Source organism: Acidobacteriota bacterium (assembly GCA_019347945.1).
GTDB lineage: Bacteria > Acidobacteriota > Thermoanaerobaculia > Gp7-AA8 > JAHWKK01 > JAHWKK01.
The window spans coordinates 153,164-171,495 of record JAHWKK010000003.1 but is presented as its reverse complement, the minus strand read 5'-3'; the positions used below and the strand labels follow the sequence as shown (position 1 = coordinate 171,495).

At 61.8% G+C, this 18,332-nt stretch carries 15 protein-coding genes and 1 pseudogene; 6 read left to right on the top strand and 10 right to left on the bottom strand.

The window, feature by feature from the left end; all coding sequences use genetic code 11:
* Positions 1 to 2 precede the first annotated feature (2 nt).
* The gene (locus KY459_03345; GenBank protein MBW3563739.1) at positions 3 to 758 is read right to left on the bottom strand and encodes a hypothetical protein; all 756 of its coding nucleotides are present in this window, start codon (positions 756 to 758) and stop codon (positions 3 to 5) included.
* 42 nt (positions 759 to 800) lie between these two features.
* Here KY459_03345 and KY459_03340 point away from each other — a divergent pair.
* Positions 801 to 1,546 (top strand): annotated as a pseudogene (locus KY459_03340) (tyrosine-type recombinase/integrase).
* Positions 1,547 to 1,652: 106 nt separating this feature from the next.
* Here KY459_03340 and KY459_03335 read toward each other — a convergent pair.
* Positions 1,653 to 2,615: a hypothetical protein gene (locus KY459_03335; GenBank protein ID MBW3563738.1), complete on the bottom strand. Its 963-nt coding sequence runs from the start codon at positions 2,613 to 2,615 to the stop codon at positions 1,653 to 1,655.
* Positions 2,616 to 2,899: 284 nt separating this feature from the next.
* Here KY459_03335 and KY459_03330 point away from each other — a divergent pair, with 284 nt between their 5' ends.
* Both KY459_03330 and KY459_03325 read left to right on the top strand, forming a co-directional pair.
* A complete protein-coding gene (locus KY459_03330; protein MBW3563737.1) occupies positions 2,900 to 3,103 on the top strand; it encodes a cold-shock protein in 204 nt (67 codons plus the stop codon).
* Positions 3,104 to 3,188: 85 nt separating this feature from the next.
* Positions 3,189 to 3,380 (top strand): hypothetical protein, encoded by a 192-nt coding sequence (locus tag KY459_03325; GenBank protein ID MBW3563736.1) that lies wholly within the window; start codon positions 3,189 to 3,191, stop codon positions 3,378 to 3,380.
* A gap of 27 nt (positions 3,381 to 3,407) precedes the next feature.
* Here the strand turns inward: KY459_03325 and treS are convergent, their stop codons facing one another.
* Positions 3,408 to 6,716 carry a maltose alpha-D-glucosyltransferase gene (gene treS / locus KY459_03320; protein MBW3563735.1) on the bottom strand — a complete coding sequence of 1,103 codons (3,309 nt, stop codon included), beginning with the start codon at positions 6,714 to 6,716 and terminating at the stop codon, positions 3,408 to 3,410.
* Positions 6,706 to 8,742: an alpha-1,4-glucan--maltose-1-phosphate maltosyltransferase gene (locus KY459_03315; protein ID MBW3563734.1), complete on the bottom strand. Its 2,037-nt coding sequence runs from the start codon at positions 8,740 to 8,742 to the stop codon at positions 6,706 to 6,708. Before KY459_03315 ends, treS begins: the two co-directional genes overlap by 11 nt.
* A gap of 48 nt (positions 8,743 to 8,790) precedes the next feature.
* Between KY459_03315 and KY459_03310 the strand changes: the two genes are divergently transcribed.
* Positions 8,791 to 9,615, top strand: a complete 825-nt coding sequence (locus tag KY459_03310; GenBank protein MBW3563733.1) for a potassium channel family protein — start codon at positions 8,791 to 8,793, stop codon at positions 9,613 to 9,615.
* Entirely contained in the window at positions 9,612 to 10,145 is a 534-nt protein-coding gene (locus KY459_03305; protein MBW3563732.1) for a GNAT family N-acetyltransferase, read from the top strand. Before KY459_03310 ends, KY459_03305 begins: the two co-directional genes overlap by 4 nt.
* Positions 10,146 to 10,166: 21 nt before the next feature.
* On the opposite strand, the gene KY459_03300 is transcribed toward KY459_03305, so the two are convergent.
* Together KY459_03300 and KY459_03295 are read right to left on the bottom strand one after the other, a co-directional pair.
* On the bottom strand, positions 10,167 to 10,490 hold the full coding sequence (locus tag KY459_03300; protein ID MBW3563731.1) for a nuclear transport factor 2 family protein: 324 nt from the start codon (positions 10,488 to 10,490) through the stop codon (positions 10,167 to 10,169).
* Positions 10,491 to 10,504: 14 nt separating this feature from the next.
* Positions 10,505 to 11,200, bottom strand: a complete 696-nt coding sequence (locus KY459_03295) for a GTP cyclohydrolase I (GenBank protein MBW3563730.1) — start codon at positions 11,198 to 11,200, stop codon at positions 10,505 to 10,507.
* A gap of 145 nt (positions 11,201 to 11,345) precedes the next feature.
* Between KY459_03295 and KY459_03290 the strand changes: the two genes are divergently transcribed.
* On the top strand, positions 11,346 to 13,238 hold the full coding sequence (locus KY459_03290) for an acyl-CoA dehydrogenase family protein (protein MBW3563729.1): 1,893 nt from the start codon (positions 11,346 to 11,348) through the stop codon (positions 13,236 to 13,238).
* Here KY459_03290 and KY459_03285 read toward each other — a convergent pair.
* The 4 genes from KY459_03285 to KY459_03270 form a co-directional block, all read right to left on the bottom strand.
* Entirely contained in the window at positions 13,232 to 15,244 is a 2,013-nt protein-coding gene (locus tag KY459_03285) for a sulfatase-like hydrolase/transferase (protein ID MBW3563728.1), read from the bottom strand. The two genes, KY459_03290 and KY459_03285, sit on opposite strands and share 7 nt — an antisense overlap.
* A 755-nt stretch (positions 15,245 to 15,999) precedes the next feature.
* Entirely contained in the window at positions 16,000 to 16,962 is a 963-nt protein-coding gene (locus KY459_03280) for a succinylglutamate desuccinylase/aspartoacylase family protein (protein ID MBW3563727.1), read from the bottom strand.
* Positions 16,959 to 17,864, bottom strand: coding sequence for a 30S ribosomal protein S6--L-glutamate ligase (gene rimK / locus KY459_03275; GenBank protein ID MBW3563726.1), 906 nt, complete (start codon positions 17,862 to 17,864; stop codon positions 16,959 to 16,961). The genes KY459_03280 and rimK overlap by 4 nt, the downstream gene beginning before the upstream one ends.
* Positions 17,861 to 18,307 carry a RimK/LysX family protein gene (locus tag KY459_03270; GenBank protein MBW3563725.1) on the bottom strand — a complete coding sequence of 149 codons (447 nt, stop codon included), beginning with the start codon at positions 18,305 to 18,307 and terminating at the stop codon, positions 17,861 to 17,863. Before KY459_03270 ends, rimK begins: the two co-directional genes overlap by 4 nt.
* Between the last annotated feature and the right edge of the window lie 25 nt (positions 18,308 to 18,332).

Sequence of the window (18,332 nt, the reverse complement as noted above, 5' to 3'; positions counted from 1 at the left end):
GGTCAGGGAGCGTCTTCGCGCTGCGGCGTGGCGAGCGACACCCAGCCATCGCCGGAGATGTTGTCGTTCGTCGTCCCGTACGCGAGCCAGTTGAGTCCGGTCGGGTCTCCCTGGACTTGGAACTCGACGTAGAGATTTCCCAGATCGATGCCCCCAACCCCAACATGTCTGACCGATTGCGGCGGGACCGCGATCTCCAGCACCGTGAAATTACCTCCTTCGCCGATGACCGTTACGTCCCAGGTCTCGGACCTGGAGCTGAGGTTCACGATTCCAACGTTCGTTCGGAACTCAGGGTCGTTGCGAAGACCGATCGCGACTGCTCTATCCAGGCCCTGGAGGAGGCCGATGTCGACCGCGTTGAACTGCGCCGAGGCCGTGGCGCCGGTCGCATTGTCGGGCTGGGGAGTCCAGACTCGCGAGTAAGCATCGAGAGCGGCGAGCTGGTCGACATTCCCGTTTTGATCGACTCCATGGACGAAAAGCGACCCGAGCCCGGTGATTCCGAGGAAACCTATGAAGTCTCGAACCGTGACGATCTCACCTTCATCGAGCCCGAGCACGATACCCTCGGCAGCGGTGTTGTCCATTCCCTGAGGAAAGAAGAACACGACGAAGCGCTGCTTTCGATCGAAGTGCTGGTTCGAGAACGTGACGTCTGATCGGAAGTAGGTTCCTCGGCTCCCCGGATTGTTTCCGGCAAGTGGAATCGAGAAGATCCAGTTCCATTGGTCCTCGGTCACGACGTTCGGTCTCAACTCACCTCTCTTCGCCTCGAGAACGGCGGAGAGCTCGGCGAGATGGCGGGATACTTCAGACGGCGAGAGCCTCTTGACGATCTCGAGGCCCGGCGTCTTCTCCTCTCCGTAGGCGAGTTGGGCGGGGGCGAGGGTGGCGGGCAATATCAACAGGGAGACAACGACCAGCATGAGCTTCTTCAAGGAAACCTCCAAGCGGGGGATCCGCCCCCCGGCGACCGAGAAACGTTGAATTTTGACTTCGGAACCATCCGAGGTTTTATTACGTCTCCGGCGGAAAGGCAACAAAAATGTCGAATGGCCCGCGGCGAGCTCAGAAGGTGCGCGTCGGAGTTGCCTTCGGCGTGGTCGAACGCGACGCCGGGAACCATGACCTGGAGCTCGACGCCGGCTTTCTACGCACGATCGGGAAAGGGACGGAAGGAACGAATCGTCCCGCTCGGCGACCGCGCTCGCGATGGCATCGTCCGCTGCATCGAGAATGGCCGGCCGGAGCTCGAAAAAGAGCGTGATCCGACGCTGTTCCTGTCGAATCGCGGCCGGCGATTCAGCCGGCAGTCGATCTGGATGAAGATCCGGAAACACGCCCGCGAGGCGGGGATCCGATCGAATATCTCCCCTCACGTACTGCGGCATTCGTTCGCTACCCACCTGCTCGAGCACGGCGCCGACCTCCGCTCGGTCCAGTGATGCTCGGACACAGCGACATATCGACGACCCAGATCTACACGCACGTCTCCCGCGCACGTCTCCAGCAGATCTACGACCGGATGCACCCGCGGGCATAGGAGCCAGGCGGGGCGGGAGTGGAATCCCGGACGCTTCCCGAGGGGCAACCCTGGCAGGAAGCGATGAGGTTAGTGATTTTCGTTGCCACCACCCTCAGCGACCGGCCTAATACGGTCTGTCTCCACGAGTACCACCGGGGGCTTCGCGCTGCGGCGTAGCGAGCGAAACCCAGCCATCGCCGGAGATGTTGTCGTTCGTCGTCCCGTACGCGAGCCATTGGAGTCCGGTTGGGTCTCCCCGGACCTGGAACTCGACGAAGGTATTTCCGAGATCGATGTCCCCAACGCCAACGTGCTTGACCGATTGCGGCGGGACCGTGATCTCCAGCAGCGTGAAAGCACCTCCTTCGCCGATGACCGTCACGTCCCACGTCTCGGATCTCGAGCTGAGGTTCACGATTCCAACGTTCGTTCTGAACTCAGGGTCGTTGCGAAGACCGATCGCGACCGCTCCTGGCAAATTCGCGAGAAGATTGACGTCGACCGCGTTGAACTGCGCCGAGGCCGTGGCGGTCGGATCGTCGCGCTGGGGAGTCCAGACTCGCGAGTAACCATCGAGAGCGGCGAGCTGATCGATATTCCCGTTTTCATCGACACCATGGACGAGAAGCGTGCCGATTCCGGTGATCCCGAGGAAGTCTCCTATGAAGTCTCGAGCCGTGAAGATCTCGCCTCCCCTGAGATCGAGCAGAAAGCCCTGTGCAGCGGTGTTGTCCATCCCCTGAGGAAAGAAGAACACGCGGAAGAACTGCGATCGTTCGAAGTTCTGGTTGGAGAACGTGACGTCCGATCGGAAGTAGGTCCCCCGGCTTCCCGGAGTGTTTCCGGCGAGTGGAATCGCGAAGATCCAGCTCCAGCGGTCGTCGAGCACGGCGTTCGGTCTCAACTCGCCTCGCTTCGCATCGAGAAAGGCGGAGAGCTCGGCGAGATGGCGGGATACTTCAGGCGGCGAGAGCCTTTTGACGACCTCGAGGCCCGGCGTCTTCTCCTCTCCGTAGGCGAGCGGTGCGGGGGCGACCGCGGCGGGCAATATCAACAGGGAGACAACGACCAACTTGAGATTCTTCACAGAAACCTCCAATAGGGGTCCGCTCTTTCCCAACAACCGAGAAATGTTGAATGTTTCACTTCGGAACCATCTGAGTACGTCTCCGGAGGAAAGGCGACGAAAATGGCTGTCCCGGAGACCGGGCGTGACCCGGAAAGCCCTCGTTTTCCCGGTAAGACTCGACGAAATGCCACTTCGCGAATAGAATTGTGTTATCCGGTGTTTAATCGGACATCAGTGGTTTGCCATGCAGAGAGTAGACGTTTCGTTGAATCTCCAAGGCAACACGGAAAGGAGATTCAAAGATGAGAACATCTGGTACTGTCAAGTGGTTCAACGACGCCAAGGGTTTCGGCTTCATCACGAGTGAAAGCGGCGAAGACGTATTCGTCCATTACTCGGCGATTCAGGGCAACGGTTTCCGTTCGCTGGCCGAGGGCGCGGCTGTCGAGTTCGACGTAACGCAGGGTCCGAAGGGCCTTCAGGCGTCGAACGTCGAGACTGTCTGAACCTCGAACGACAATTTCAAAAAACCGGGGCAGGAGCAATCCTGCCCCTTCTTTTGCCTGAGCTCAGAATGAACAGGGAGGGCCAATGGCCAAAGCAAGACCATCCGTCATCAAACGCCAGCGCGAGCAGGCGAAGCGTGAGCGCAAGCAGGCCAAAGAGGCGCGTCGGCAGGAAGATCGCGACGGCGGCGAGGATCTGGGACTCTCTCTCGATGAAGTCGAAGAGATGAAACCGCTCAAGGGTCCCGTCGACCACTACTCGGACGATCTCCCCTGATTCGCCCCTGCTTCACCCCGGCACGGTTCATCCCGAACCGGCCGGGCTCAACCCCTCCGCCGAAGTCCTCCTGATCAATCCTTCCAGCCCCTTGACGGGCACCTCGATCCAGTCGGGCCTGTTGTTCAACTCGTAGACGACCTCATATAACGCCTTCTCCATCATGAAGGCATCGAGCAGCACCTGGATCTGCTCGTCCGTCGAAGGGATCAGATTCGAATCCTTCATCCGCTCGAGATAGCTCCTGAGGAATCGCACCTGCGCCCACCAGGCCCACGCTTCGGCCGCCTCCTCCAGCTTTTCGGCCTCATCGCTCTCCGGTCCCCCGGTCTCTCCCCAGAGATTGCGGAGCGCGGCGAAGGGAGCGTAATGGAGTGAACGGAGCATCCCAGCCACATCTCGCAGCGGCGAGCGGCGGAGTTTTCTCGCGCTCAGCGCCCGGCTCGGCTCCCCCTCGAAATCGATGATCACGAAATCGTTCCCGGAGTAGAGGACCTGGCCGAGGTGAAAATCACCATGGGTTCTGATCCTGCGAGTCCGGATCGGCCCGTCGGCAACCGCCTTTGCCACACGCTCGAGGACCGGGCGCGAGCTGGCGATTTTCCGTGCAGAGCCACGGATCGATTGCGGCAGCGAATCTCCCCGCTTCTTCATCAGCTCGGTCACGCTGATCACCTGCCTTCTCAGCTCCTGATAAACGGACTGCTGATGGTGGGAAGAAAAAGGCTCCTGCGCGAAAGGCGAGCCTTCGCCACCCGAGGCGAGAGCGAGATGCATCTCGGCGGTCCTGGTTCCGAGAAGCTCGGCGACCATGGTGAACTCACCGAGGAGATTCTCGGCTCCCTCCCGGCGCGGCTTTCGCGCGGCCGCCACGAGGCCGCTGGTTTCCGGCCGAATCGTACGGTTCACCCTGGTCTCACCGCTCCGGACTCTCTCGTAAAAGCCTTCGAGCGAACGCTGTGACAGCGCCCATGCGTCGCCTCCGTTGGGTGCGAACTTCTGCACCATCCCGAGCGTCGACGGCTCCTGATTCTCCTGCACGTAGTCGAGCCAGCCGAGCGGCGGAGCCATGTGGGTGAAGTCAGTCTCCGACGCGAGGAATCGTTGCGTCTCGAGATCGGTACTCGTTCCCGGTTCCAGCCTGCGAAACATCTTCAAAATCACCTTCTCGTCGAAGACGATCGAGGTGTTGCTCTGCTCGCCTCCCATGATCGAAACGTTCCGGAACACTGCCTTGAGCGGGGCCTTCGACTCCGGGCTAACGAGCGAACCCTCGATGAGACCGTCTTCCCCCTTGAATTTCTTTCGCCCCACGACCGGCCCGAGAAGGGCGCGGCAGAAGTCGGGATCCCAGAGGCCGTCGATGACGACTCTGTCCGCGCCGAGCCTCGCAATCGGCATCGCCCGACTATCGACCGTTCCCTCACGCCGGACGATCAGCGGAAGCTGGTAGAACTCGGGAGAACCGTCGATGTAGTCGATCCGCGCGATCGCAATGACACCGTGTTTTCCGATCGGAATCCAGTCGCGAATCTCGACTTCACGAGCTTTCCGCGACTTCCCTCCGAACCATCGACGCTCCTGCAGCCAGCCGAGCAGCGTCTTCTGAAACGCCCGCCTGGCGCGGCCCGTCAGAAGCGCTTCGAGCGTGCCGACCTCGAAGACCGGAGGCTCGAACGTTTCGGCAATCTCCTCATCCTTTTCCAGAGAAATCCAGAACAGCTCGTGAGGTCCGAGCGTAACCCGGAAGTTCTGCCCGTCGATCTTCGGAAACTCCGTCTGTCCGACCATCTCGATCGGAACCCGGCCGGAGAATCGGCTGAGGTCGAGCTCCGACCACTGAACGTGCTGCGAGAGGTTCGCGATCACGAGGATGACATCGTCCTCGTATGCTCTGAGAAAAGCGAGCACCTTCGGGTTGTCGGGATTCAGAAACTCGATCGATCCGCGCCCGAACGCCTGATACTGCTTGCGAAGCGCGATCATCCGCTTCATCCACCACCACAGCGAGTTCGGATTCTCCCGCTGGGCCTCCACATTGACGGACTCGTAGTGATACTCCGGGTCGATGATCACCGGGAAGTAGAGCTGTTGCGGATTCGCGCGGGAGAACCCCGCGTTCCGGTCGTTGCTCCACTGCATCGGGGTCCGGACTCCGTTCCGGTCCCCCAGATAGATGTTGTCCCCCATTCCGATCTCGTCGCCGTAATAGATGATCGGCGTACCCGGCAGCGAGAAGAGCAGCCCGTTGAGCAGTTCGATGCGACGGCGGTGGTTCCCGAGCAGGGGTGCGAGCCGGCGCCGAATCCCGAGGTTGATTCTCGCTCTCGGATTCTTCGCATACATCCGCCACATGAAGTCCCGGTCCTCGTCGGTCACCATCTCGAGGGTCAGCTCGTCGTGATTCCTGAGGAAAACTGCCCACTGGCAGTTCTCGGGGATCGGCGGGGTCTGATGCATGATGTCGACGAGCGGAAAGCGGTCCTCCATCGCGACCGCCATGTAGAGACGCGGCATCACCGGAAAGTGAAACGCCATGTGACATTCGTCGCCGTCGCCGAAGTACGGCTTGGTGTCCTCCGGCCATTGATTCGCCTCGGCCAGAAGCATCCGGTTCTCGAACTTCGAGTCGACATGCGCTCGCAGAGTCTTCAGATACTCGTGCGTCTCGGGTAGGTTCTCGCAGTTGGTTCCTTCCCTCTCGTAGAGGTAAGGGATCGCGTCGAGTCTCAACCCGTCGACTCCGAGCTTCATCCAGAAATCGAGCGCCTGCTCCACTGCCCGATGAACCTCCGGATTCTCGAAGTTGAGGTCGGGCTGATGATGGTAGAACCGATGCCAGTAGTACTGCTTCGCCACCGGGTCCCACGTCCAGTTCGACGTTTCGAAGTCCTTGAAGATGATTCGCGTGTCGGAGTACTCGGTGGGATCGTCGCTCCAGACGTAGAAGTTGCGCCACTTGCTCCCCCGGGGAGCCCGGCGGGACTTCTGAAACCAGGGATGCTGATCGGACGTGTGGTTGATCACCAGCTCGGTGATCACCTTGATCCCGAGCGCGTGCGCCTTCCGGATGAACCTCTTCACGTCCTCCAGATCTCCGTAGGCGGGATTCACCGCCGTGTAGTCGGCGATGTCGTATCCGTCGTCGCGCAACGGTGATGGGTAGAACGGCAGCAGCCAGATGGCGGTGATGCCGAGATCGTGAAGATACGGAAGCTTTTCCGTCAGCCCCTCGAAGTCACCGATCCCATCAGCGTTGCTGTCGTGAAACGCGCGCACGTGCGTCTGGTAGATGACGACGTCCTTGTACCAGAAGGGATCCTGCTCACCCACCATCGCCTGCTCCTGCTGCGTCGCTCGGTTTCCGTCTCTGCACTTCGAAAATGTGTCCCGGCATCACGTGCGGATTCAGTTCAACATAGTTCTCGAGACCATGCCAATCGTAGCGAGCCCCGGTGACCAGATCGTGCACGGTGAAGCGTTCTCCCGGGTCGAGCCCGAGCTCGGCCATATCGAGCCGTGTCGATCCCGCCTGCACGTGCCGCGGATCGAAGCTGACGAAACAGAGGATCACGTTCGCGAAATCTTTCGTCCGTTTGCTGAAACAGGTGATCTGGTCATTCGAGAATCGATGGAACCGGAGAGAACGATTCGATTGAAGCGCCGCATTCGCCCGCCTGATCCGATTGATTCTCGCGATCAGCCACCGCAGCGACTCTTCCCGGTCGAGGTCCCATCGCCGGATCTGATATTTCTCCGAGTCGAGGTACTCCTCGCTTCCTTCGCGAACCGGAAGGTGCTCGAGCAGCTCGAATGCCGGACCATAGATTCCGTAGTTCGACGAGAGGAGCGAAGCGAGCATCAACCTCGTCATGAACATCCCCCTCCCTCCTGTCTGGAGATCGGCATGGAGGATGTCGGGCGTATTGGGCCAGAAATTAGGCCTGAAGAAATCGACCACAGGGACCGACGTGAGCTCGCGAAGATACTCCTCCATCTCGGGCTTCGAGTTCCGCCAGGTGAAGTAGGTGTACGACTGCGTGAATCCCACCTTCGCGAGGTGATACATCACCTTCGGCCGGGTGAATGCTTCGGAAAGAAAGATCACGTCCGGATATTCGTCACGGATCTCCGCGATCGCCCACTCCCAGAAACCGAGCGCCTTGGTGTGCGGATTGTCGACGCGGAAGACCCGGACCTTCTCGCCAGCCCAGAAGAGCATGACGTCTCTCAGCGCATCCCAGAGTCCCCGCCAGTCCTCCGAGTCGAAATCGATCGGATAGATGTCCTGGTACTTCTTCGGAGGATTCTCCGCGTACTGGATCGATCCGTCAGGCAGCTTCCGAAACCACTCCGGGTGCTCGGTGACCCACGGATGATCGGGGGAAGCCTGAAACGCGATGTCGAGGGCCACCTCGAGGTCATACTTTCGCGCTTCCTTCACGAACCACCGGAAATCTTCCAGGGTGCCGAGCTCGGGATGAATCGCCGTGTGGCCCCCCTCCCGGCCGCCGATCGCCCAGGGGCTCCCGACGTCTTCCTTCCCCGGCTCGAGCGTATTGTTCTTCCCCTTTCTGAAGGAGACGCCGATCGGATGAATCGGAGGAAGATAGACGATGTCGAAACCGAGCTCACGCACGTAGGAAAAACGCTCGGCGGCTGTCCGAAACGTACCGTGCTCCCCCCGCTTCCCCGTCGAGCGAGGAAACATCTCGTACCACGCTGAAAAGCCCGCGAGCTCACGATCCACCCAGATCGGATAGCCCGGCTCGAGCCGGTAGGCATGCCGGTCATCCGGATGGCGCTCCATCAGTTCGTCGAGATCGCCGGAGACGAGCCTGTCCGTCTTGTCGGCGTCGGGAATCGTTTCGTCGCGAAAGGTCGCCGCCCACTCCTTCAGTGCCGCCGCGTCGGCCTTCGGAAGCTTCCTGAGGTCGATCACGCGATCGATCAGCTCGGCAGCAACGAGGTACTGGACGGCCAGATCCTGGCCCGCGGCGATCCGTTTTTCCATGTCTCTCGACCAGCCGAGATACCGATCGATCCACGCTTCGACCGTGAACTCCCAGCGGCCGATCGCGTCGACCGCGAGCTCACCCGCCCACCGATCGTTGTCCCGATGAGCCATCGGTGCCGAGCTCCACTCCTTCTCGCCACTCTTTCGCCACAGCAGCCGGGCACCAACGCTTTCGTGGCCGTCTGCAAAGATGTCGGCCGTGACTTCCACCCGGTCTCCGACGACCCGTTTGACTGCGAATCTTCCTCCATCGACGGTCGGTTCGACCGCCGCGATGACCACTCGTTTTCGACCTTCGTCGGGATACTCTGCCAAGATCACTCCTTTCGGCGTTTCGCGAAGCATGTCACGAGCCAGTCGAAACTATCATCCCGCAACGCAGGAGGCACATCGATGGACACCCAAACGACCCCGAGTGAGACCAACGAAGAGACCGAAATCGAACGGTCGCTCGGAACCGAGCGAAGACAGCTGCTTACTCAGATCGAGGATCTGCTCGAGCTGCCGATGGTCATTCTCGGCTTCATCTGGCTCGTCATCCTGGTCGTCGAGCTGACCGCCGGTGCAAACCCCGCGCTGGACATGATCTCGAACATTATCTGGGTCATCTTCATCGTCGATTTTCTGGTGAAATTCTTCATCGCGCCAAAAAAGAAAAAGTTCGTCGTGAAGAACTGGCTGACGCTACTCGCGCTCGCACTTCCAGCTCTCCGGATTCTCCGCGCCGCGCGTGCCCTCCGGGTTCTCGGCCTCGCCCGCTCCGCGCGCAGCCTGCAGCTTCTCCGTCTCGTCGGCTCGTTCAACCGTGGAATGCGATCGCTCCGGCGAACGATGCAGAAGCGCAACTTCGGCTACGTCATCGCGCTGACGATCATCGTCAGCGTTCTGGGAGCTCTCGGGATGCACACGTTCGAGCGAAGCGGTCCCTCTGCGGCCGGCTTCGCCACATATGCCGACTCGCTCTGGTGGACGATCATGATTCTGATGACGCTGGGAAGCAGTTCCTGGCCGGCAACCCCCGAGGGGCGGATTCTGGCGGTTTTGCTCACGTCATACGGGGTCGCGATGTTCGGCTACGTGACGGCGATGCTCGCCTCGTTCTTCGTCGGACGCGACGAGGAGGAGGGCGACGCCGCGTCGGTCGTTCTCATTCTCGAGCTGAAGGAAGAGGTTCGGGCGCTCCGGAGTGAGCTCGCGAATCGAACCGATCGGGCGTGACTCGGGACCTGGTCACCCGCGAGCCGTTCGAAGGCGAGATCCCCGCGCTCGTCGCAATGGCTCTCCGCTCGTTTGAAACGACGTTTCGCGGAACCTGCGACGACCAGGATCTCGATGCCTACATCGTCGAGACCTACACCGAGGCAGCGTTCGCCGCCGAGCTCGAGGACGAATCCTCCATATTCAGAATAGCGTCCACGGCCGCCGGAGAGATCCTCGGATACGCGAAGCTTCGGGTCGGCCATCGCGAGCCCGGTGTGACGGGAGTCTCGCCGATCGAGCTTCAGCGGCTTTACGTGAATCCCGAGCTGAAGCGCAGCGGAATCGGCTCGATCCTGATTTCCGAGTGTCTCGACATCGCAAGAACCGGCGGTCACGACGTCATCTGGCTCGGCGTATGGGAGCACAACCATCCCGCACGACGCTTCTACGAGTCGAAGGGTTTCAGCTATTGCGGATCCCAAGAGTTCGTCATGGGAAGAGACGTTCAGACGGACCTTCTGATGCAGCGGGCGACGTCGATCATCTGAACGGCAGGAACGCGATGCGACTCACGGCCGGCCGAAAAAGACCGTCACGCTTCGCAGCGTTTCACCTTCGAATACGAAGTGCTCGACGTTCTGGACTTCCTGGCCGTTGACGCGGCCCTTGTAACGGACCATCACGTCGTCAGCACGCTCGAGTATCGCGACGATCTCGAACCGGCTCACGCTCTCGACGGCGTCCCAGCAGCGTCGCCTGAATTCTTCCAGCCCGATCGCGTCGTCATACTGGCTCGTGAAGGAGAATCGAGGCGAGAGCTTGCGCGAGAACCGCTCCCAGTCCCGCTCGGCAAACGCCTCGAAGTAGCCCTTCACGGCCTCGGCGTGACTCATCAGTCCGCTTCCGCTCAGCGCTGACCGCGCCGGCTCACGATCGACATGAACTCCTGCCGCGTTCGCTCGTCCTCGAGCAGCTCGCCCCGCAGCACGTTGGTCTCCATGAACGAGGACTCCTGCTCCACGCCCCGCATCACCATGCAGAGATGCGTTCCTCCCATCCACACCGCGAGCCCGCGCGGCTCCAGAATCTGCTCGATCGTGTCCGCGATCTGATGCGCGAGATGCTCCTGGCTCTGAAGTTTCCGCATGTGAACCTCGACGATCCGCGGAATCTTCGAGGCTCCGATGATGTGCGCCTCCGGAATGTATCCGACGATGAAATGGCCGAAGAACGGGAGGATGTGATGCGCGCAGAGGGTCTTGTACGTCCCCCCGAGGACGACGAGGTTCTGGCATTTGTCGTCCGCGGTGTGACACGCCTGACGGAACAGCGTCACCAGCCGGGTCGTGTCCTTAAAGTCGTAACCGCTCGTCATCGAGACGAGCGAATGCGCCCACCGGCGCGGCGTCCCGACCACATTTTCGTCTTCGAGATCGACATGGAGCTCCTCGAGGACCTTCCGAAGGAGGCCCTCCAGCTTGTCCGTGTCGACCGTCGGACGAGGGCCGATCAGAAGCCCCCTGTCATTGACGATGGCCTCGAACTGGGTTGCTTTCAGGCCGTTCTGAGTGGCCGGCCTCCCCTTCTTTCGCTCCTCCGCCATGGCGCGCCGAGTATATCCTCACGGCGGGGCATTTCTTGCATCTAAACCCCTGAGAAGAGGAAATCATTGACACTGAATGAGCATTCATTCAGGATAGGTCGAGCCATCTGAAGGACAATGCCGAACACCGAAGCCGGAGCCCGAAATGAGTCACAACGAAGAAGCCATCCAGCAAGCCATGGACGTCGCCGAGTCGAGCCGCGAGACGGAGTGGGAAAAGCCCTCCTTCGCCGCCGGACTCTTCGTCGGTGAAGTCGACCTCAGCCTCATCCATCCCTTCCCCGCTCAGAGTGAAGAGGATGAAAAGGAGGCCGAAGAGTTCCTCGCGAAGCTCGAAGCCTTTCTGATTGAGAACGTCGACGCGGGAGAGATCGACAGGACCGGCGAGTATCCCGAGGAGATCTTCGAGGGACTCCGCGCGCTCGGAGCATTCGGGATGAAAATTCCGAAGAAGTACGGCGGCCTCGGCCTGAGCATCACCAACTACAACCGTGCGATCGCTCTGGTCGCCACGCATTGCGCGTCCACCGTCGCCTGGCTCTCGGCGCACCAGTCGATCGGCGTTCCCCAGCCGCTCACACTGTTCGGAACCGAGGAGCAGAAGCAGAAGTACCTTCCTCGACTGGCGAAGGGAGCGATCTCCGCATTCGCCCTGACCGAAGTCGGTGTCGGCTCCGATCCCGCCCGGATGACCACGACCGCAACGCCATCACCGGACGGTAAGGGCTGGGTCATCAACGGCCAGAAGCTGTGGTGCACCAACGGTCTCAAAGCCGAGCTGATCGTCGTGATGGCACAAACCCCCTCGAAGGTCATCAAGGGGAAGGAGCGGAAACAGATCTCCGCGTTCATCGTCGAAACGGACTCGAAGGGATTCGAGATCGCTCATCGATCCCAGTTCATGGGACTTCGCGGCATCGGCAATGTGCTGATGAACTTCAATGACGTCTACGTTCCGAACGAGAACCTCCTCTGGAACGAAGGGCAGGGCCTCAAGCTCGCGCTCATCACGCTCAACACCGGCAGGCTGACGATACCCGCGGGTTGCGCCGCCGGAGCGCGGCGTGCGCTCCAGATCACGCGAGACTGGGCGAACGAGCGAGTTCAGTGGGGGATGCCGATCGGCTACCACGAAGCGATCGCCGACAAGATTGCACATATGACCGCGAACACCTTCGCCGCCGAATCGATCGTCTGGCTGACCTCCGGGCTGGCGGATCGCGGCGACGTCGATCTCCGGATCGAAGCGGCGATGGCGAAACTCTTCAACACCGAGGTCACCTGGGGTCTCATCGATGATCTCGTTCAGATCCGGGGCGGCCGCGGCTACGAGACCGAAAAGTCGCTCCACGATCGCGGCGAAAAGCCATGGCCGGTCGAGCGCATGCTTCGCGACTCGCGGATCAACCGGATCTTCGAGGGGACCAGCGAGATCCAGCATCTGTTCATCGCGCGCGAAGCGGTCGACCCACACATGGAGTACGCGCAGTTCATGATGCAGAAGGACCCGAGCTTCGGAGAGCTCGCAAAGGGCGCGGCCAAGGCGGGTGCTCACTACGCCACCTGGTACCCGAAACTCTTCGTCCCCAAACGCCAGGGCGACTACGATCAGCTGGGCTCACTGAGCGGCCAGATGAAGTGGGTCGAGAAGACTTCGCGGCGTCTCGCGAGAGGCATCTTTCACGCGATGTCGCGCTACCAGCAGAAGCTCGAGAAGAAACAGCGCATTCTCTTCAGGATCGTCGACATCGGCGTCGACCTCTTCGCGATGAGCGCCACAGTCACCTACGCGACTCATCTCTCGAAGAACAAGGGGCGACACAACGCGATCGACCTGGCCGAGGCATTCTGCAATCAGGCACGCGTACGGATTGACCAGACGTTCGACCAGCTCTTCTCGAATCACGACAAGAAGGAATACAAGCTGGTGAAGTCGTTCCTCGAAGGTGATTACGAGTGGTTCGAAGGACGTATGGTCGAGTTCGTCCATTCGACGCCCGAAAAAGTCGAAGAGGCGATCGCCGAGATGGCTCAGTAGCCCTCGAAAAGACGCTCTTTGTCGATGAGCGGAGCGGTGACCGCATCCGCCGCACGTCTCGCCTTTGCGATCCACTGCGATGCCTCCGGCTCCCCCAGCAGAACGCTGAGCTGCGCCCGCTTGAACAGCGCCATCGGGTTCTCAGGGTCTCTTTGAACCGCCCTGTCGAGGGCCGCTCTCGCTTCTCGAAATCGCCTAGTCTCGAGATAGAGAACACCGAGCTCGAGATCGTTCTCGAATCGCGCGCCCAGGATCGATCGCGCGCGCTCCAGATACTTCAGAGCGAGCGGCGTGTCGCCGAGCCTCATCGCCGCCGCTCCCGCCATTCGCGACTGATCCGCGCTCAGCGGCTCGATCGCATCGGCCCGCTCCCACAGATCGAGCGCCTCGCGGAACCGCCCCTCGGAAGCCCTCTGCCTCGCGAGCGCCTCGATCGCAGCCAGCCTGCCCGGCTCGTTGCGGAGCGACTCCTCCAGCAGCGGAACGGCACGTTCCCAGTCTCTCTGTCTCGCATGATGCAACCCCTCGTAGTGATCGACGTCCGGGGAGTCGGGAGCAATCTCCCGCGCACGGCGAAACGCTTCCATCGCCTTCTCGTCGTCGCCCGTCGCGGAGTACGCCGCAGCGAGCCGCAGCGCCGCCATCAGATTCGACTCGTCCAGCGCGAGGATCTCCCGGAGAATCGGGATCGCTTCCTCCCATCGCTGCGCTGCGAACGCGCCGGACGCGCGGTCGAGCTCGTCGAACAGATCCGCCATTTCCACCGGTCTCGGGGCATCCTCCCGGATTGCCGGAGCCGGACCACCCGTGACGTATCCGAGGCTCGCGAGCTGCCGCCGCTCCTCGTCGGAGAGCTCGACGTTGTCGCGGCCGCCGGAGATCGACGGAATCGGATAGGAGGTGAGCGCCGCGCGAACCGGCCGCGGGATCTCGGCCTGTGAACCGAGGTCGTTCGACTGCGCAGGATCCGCCTGGAGGTCGTACGCTTCGAGCACGCCCGCAAAGATCGCCTGATGATCGTCCCACGTCGCCATCACCTGAGGCTGCCATCCGTAGGCGAGGTACGGCTGCATCGCCTCGCCGACGACGATCTCGCCGGCGTTCCCCAGCAGGCTCAGCTCATCCTCCTCCCCAGCGATCGCCCGCACCGTGTGGAAGATCCTCCGGATGCTCACCGGAGTCTCGACGGCTCGAGGGCTCTCGCCCTCGACGCGAATCACGAGCGGCACCTGCATGGTCGACCGGTAAGCGAGCATTCCGTGCTGCGCCTCTCCATGTTCGCCGAGCCCCTCGCCGTGATCGCCTGCAACGATGATCGCCCCCGCTGGCCTCCTCGCCTCGAACTCCCGGACCAGATCACCGAGCGCATTGTCGACAGCGACGATCTCTCCCAGATAGGGAGTCGGTGCCGCGATTCCCTCCGGAGGTGCATACGGATAGTGCGGCTCGAAGAAATGCACCCAGAGAAAGACCGGACCCGACCCCGTCGTCTTCAGCCACGCCATCGCTTCGGATGCGGTTTCGATCGCGCTTCTCTCTTCTCCATCCATCTCGTCCCCATAGACCTCGAAGCCTCGTTCGAGACCGAACTTCCGCGCCAGTGGAAGCGCCGACACGAACGCTCCGGTGCGGTAGCCCTTCGATCGCAGCTGTTCCTGAACGAGCTCGATGTCGTCGCCGAGGCGGCGCGCGTTCTGGTGAACGCCGTGGCCTGCCGGATGGAGCCCGCTGAGCATCGACGCGTGCGACGGGAGCGTCTGGGGCGCCGTCGCCCAGGCGCTGTTGAACACGACTCCCCGCTCGACCAGCGCATTGAACGCCGGGGTCTCGACGGCGGCGGCGGGACCGATCGAATCGTAACGCGTCGTGTCGAGCGTCACGAGAAGGATCGAGGGAGGTGCAGCCTCGACGACGCCCTCCGTCTCATCCCGGCACCCGCCGAGGACGATCAGAAGAAGTGCGATGACCGCGCAGACCCGCGAGAGCCGCGCACCTTTGCGTTTCATTGCTCGTCTCAGGACATTCTCTCTTTCTAGAGGATGCAGCGACATAAGCATTGGCCTGTTGCCAGTATAGACAGCCCGCGCAAGGGACCAGATGTGTTGAACGTCTCATCGAAGGTGAAGAAAGTTGTTGGCAGTTCGGCTCAGCCCGCGCCAGCGGGCGACAGGACCAGTCAATGATCGGTGATCTCGAGTCCCGATGAAATCTATTAAACCCGAGGAAGCCGCCGAAGGCGGCGACAGATCTTAGCCCCCGGCTTCAGCCGGGGGCGAGTGACGGGTTTACAAATGAGGTCGAGCCCGCTTCAGCGGGCGACAGAACCGATTGCGATTTACGAATGCAGGTCTGGCTCAAGGATCGTTTTACAGTTTTCAACGGCAGCTTCTTCGAGTTCGGTCCGTATAACGAAAAATCGCGCACCTGCCGCCCGCTGAAGCGGGCTCACACTACCTCTAGCAGGGTCTCGGCCCCCCGGCTGAAGCCGGGGGCTAAGCCCTTTCGCCCGCTGGCGCGGGCTTGCTCAGAACGATCCTCCTCGCGGGGCCACCCTCGACGACTAATGTCCAGTCGCCCCGCTGACGCGCCCGCGAGTGTTTTGCGAGCCTGCAGCGCGTCCACCAAAGACTGGCAGCCGAAAGTTTTCGAGGGGTGCGCGCGCTGGAAGCCCGCAACTGACAACTGGCAACCGGTAACCGGCGACCGGCAACCGGCAACCGGCAACCGGCAACCGGCAACCGGCAACCGGCCACCGCTTCTATCACTCCGGTTCGCCGATGTGCACCAGCGCATCGCCACGATGAACGAGCGGGTTGAGCTGAAGGCCGAGGACGATGCCGGCGAACGCGGCTCTCACCGGCGCCTTCTGTTCGCCGTAAATGTCGGAGACGACGCCGAGCTTTTCCTTGTTTCGCACGAGTTGTCCGAGACGCACCGAGGGGCGGAGGATTCCGCTGCGGCTGGCCCTGACCCATCGGGAGCGTCCGATTCTGAAGGGCTCATAGGGGGAGGGGTCGACCGGCTGGTCGAGAAGCCCGACCGCATGAAGAACTCTCAGCGTCCCCTCGACCGCCTCGGTCCCCGAGACGGGGTCGAACCGGCTCGGCTCTCCCGCTTCGTACACGAGCGTCCGGATCCCCCTCGATCCGGCAGCCTGGCGAAGCGAACCCGGCCGCAGCGGCGCATCCAGAATGATTCGCGGCCCGAAGGCTTCCGCAAGCCGGAGCGTTTCGGGATCGGTCAGATCGGCGCGGATTTGCGGAAGGTTGGTCCGGTGGTGCGAGCCGGCGTGAAAATCGATCCCGTAGTTGCAGTGCAGGACGACGTTCTGCATGAAGAGATTCGCGAGTCTCGCGGCGAGCGAGCCGGTCTCGCTTCCCGGAAAGCTCCGGTTGAGATCGCGCCGGTCGGGAAGATAGCGCGACGCAGTGATGAAGCCGAACACGTTGACCACCGGAACCGCGATGATCGTTCCGCGAATCGACTTCACGTTGATTCGTTCGAGAACCTCGAGGATCACCTCGAGCCCGTCGATCTCGTCGCCGTGAATCGCCGCGTTGAGAAAGACGCCCGGGCCTTCGCGGCGACCGCGCAGCACGATGACGGGGAGCGAGACACTCGTCCCGGAGGGCAATCTCGCGATCGGAATGTCGACGCGCTTCCGGGTTCCCGGTTCGACCGTCTCCCCTCCGACGACGAGCTCGGTGCCTCGGTCAGACGTCATTGCTGAATGCGGTCTCGCGTCTTGTTCGGTGCGGCGTTCTTTTCGATGAACTCGATCACCTTCCCCGCGACGTCGACGCCGGTTGCCTTTTCGATTCCTTCGAGACCCGGGGAAGAGTTGACCTCCATCACGACCGGCCCGTGATTCGATCGCAGCATGTCGACGCCGGCAACGTTGAGCCCCATCGCCTTCGCCGACCGGACCGCCGTCGAGCGCTCCTCCGGGGTGAGCTTGATCTTCGACGCGTTGCCACCGCGGTGGAGATTCGACCGGAACTCCCCTTCCTTCGCCATCCGCTTCATCGCCGCAACGACCCTTCCGCCGACGACGAACGCCCGGATGTCCGCTCCTCCCGCTTCCTTGATGAACTCCTGCACGAGTATGTTCGCCTCGAGTCCCCGGAATGCCTCGATGACCGACTCCGCCGCCTGCTTGGTCTCGGCGAGGACCACGCCGATTCCCTGGGTCCCTTCCAGGAGCTTGATCACGAGCGGCGCGCCCCCGGCGATCTGAATCAGCCCTTCGACGTCCTTGGTGGAGTGCGCGAAGCCGGTCACGGGAAGCCCGATTCCCTCGCGCGCGAGCAGCTGGAGCGAGCGGAGCTTGTCGCGCGAGCGGCTGATCGCCTGCGATTCCGCGACACAGAAGACGCCCTGCATCTCGAACTGCCGGACGACCGCCGTTCCGTAGAACGTGTAGGTTGCCCCGATCCGCGGGATGATCGCGTCAGCCCCTTCGAGCTTTTCGCCCTGGAAGATCACCTCGGGGCGGTGCGACGTGATGTTCATGTAACAGCGGAGATAGTCGATCACGCGGACCTCGTGGCCGCGCCGTTTCGCCGCTTCGACCAGCTGCCGCGTCGAGTAGAGGCTCGACTTTCTCGACAATACGAAGATCTTCACTTGACCACCTTTCTGCGCGGCCTCCGAGGTGTGCCGGCGACGTTCGAACGTTTCGGGTCGATCACGACCCTCCCCGCCAGCGCGGCCCGGCCGATCAGCATGCGGAATCTCATCTCGTCCCGGGACGTCAGGCTCACCTCGATCGGCCATTCGCGGCCGCCGACCGCGATCCGCGTTTCGACGACTGCACGGAGCTCGCCGACACCGCTCGAGCTCTTGACGACGCGCTCGTCGATCAGCGGGGCTGCCGTCTCGATCAGCCGGTTGGGCCGTTTCGGGTCGGGGTCGACCTTGAACCGGACCCATTTCCGGCCCGCGCGCCGGTAGATGTCGATCTCGACCACGTGGAGCGCGGAGGTTCGCGCCCCGGTGTCGAGCTTGGCGTGAACCGCGCCGACACCGAGGTCGGGGAGCGCGACCCACTCCCGCCATCCGAGAATCATTTGTGGAAAATCGGTCACGTCGCCA

Excerpts from the sequence above, each read along its gene's own strand:
- KY459_03300 (MBW3563731.1), bottom strand. The coding sequence starts at position 10,490 with ATGAGTCACGCCGAGGCCGTGAAGGGCTACTTCGAGGCGTTTGCCGAG.
- KY459_03315 (MBW3563734.1), bottom strand. The coding sequence starts at position 8,742 with ATGCTTCGCGAAACGCCGAAAGGAGTGATCTTGGCAGAGTATCCCGAC.
- KY459_03280 (MBW3563727.1), bottom strand. The coding sequence starts at position 16,962 with ATGACGTCTGACCGAGGCACCGAGCTCGTCGTCGGAGGGGAGACGGTC.
- KY459_03325 (MBW3563736.1), top strand. The coding sequence starts at position 3,189 with ATGGCCAAAGCAAGACCATCCGTCATCAAACGCCAGCGCGAGCAGGCG.
- KY459_03285 (MBW3563728.1), bottom strand. The coding sequence starts at position 15,244 with ATGAAACGCAAAGGTGCGCGGCTCTCGCGGGTCTGCGCGGTCATCGCA.
- KY459_03270 (MBW3563725.1), bottom strand. The coding sequence starts at position 18,307 with ATGATTCTCGGATGGCGGGAGTGGGTCGCGCTCCCCGACCTCGGTGTC.
- KY459_03290 (MBW3563729.1), top strand. The coding sequence starts at position 11,346 with ATGAGTCACAACGAAGAAGCCATCCAGCAAGCCATGGACGTCGCCGAG.
- KY459_03330 (MBW3563737.1), top strand. The coding sequence starts at position 2,900 with ATGAGAACATCTGGTACTGTCAAGTGGTTCAACGACGCCAAGGGTTTC.
- treS (MBW3563735.1), bottom strand. The coding sequence starts at position 6,716 with ATGGTGGGTGAGCAGGATCCCTTCTGGTACAAGGACGTCGTCATCTAC.
- KY459_03295 (MBW3563730.1), bottom strand. The coding sequence starts at position 11,200 with ATGGCGGAGGAGCGAAAGAAGGGGAGGCCGGCCACTCAGAACGGCCTG.
- KY459_03310 (MBW3563733.1), top strand. The coding sequence starts at position 8,791 with ATGGACACCCAAACGACCCCGAGTGAGACCAACGAAGAGACCGAAATC.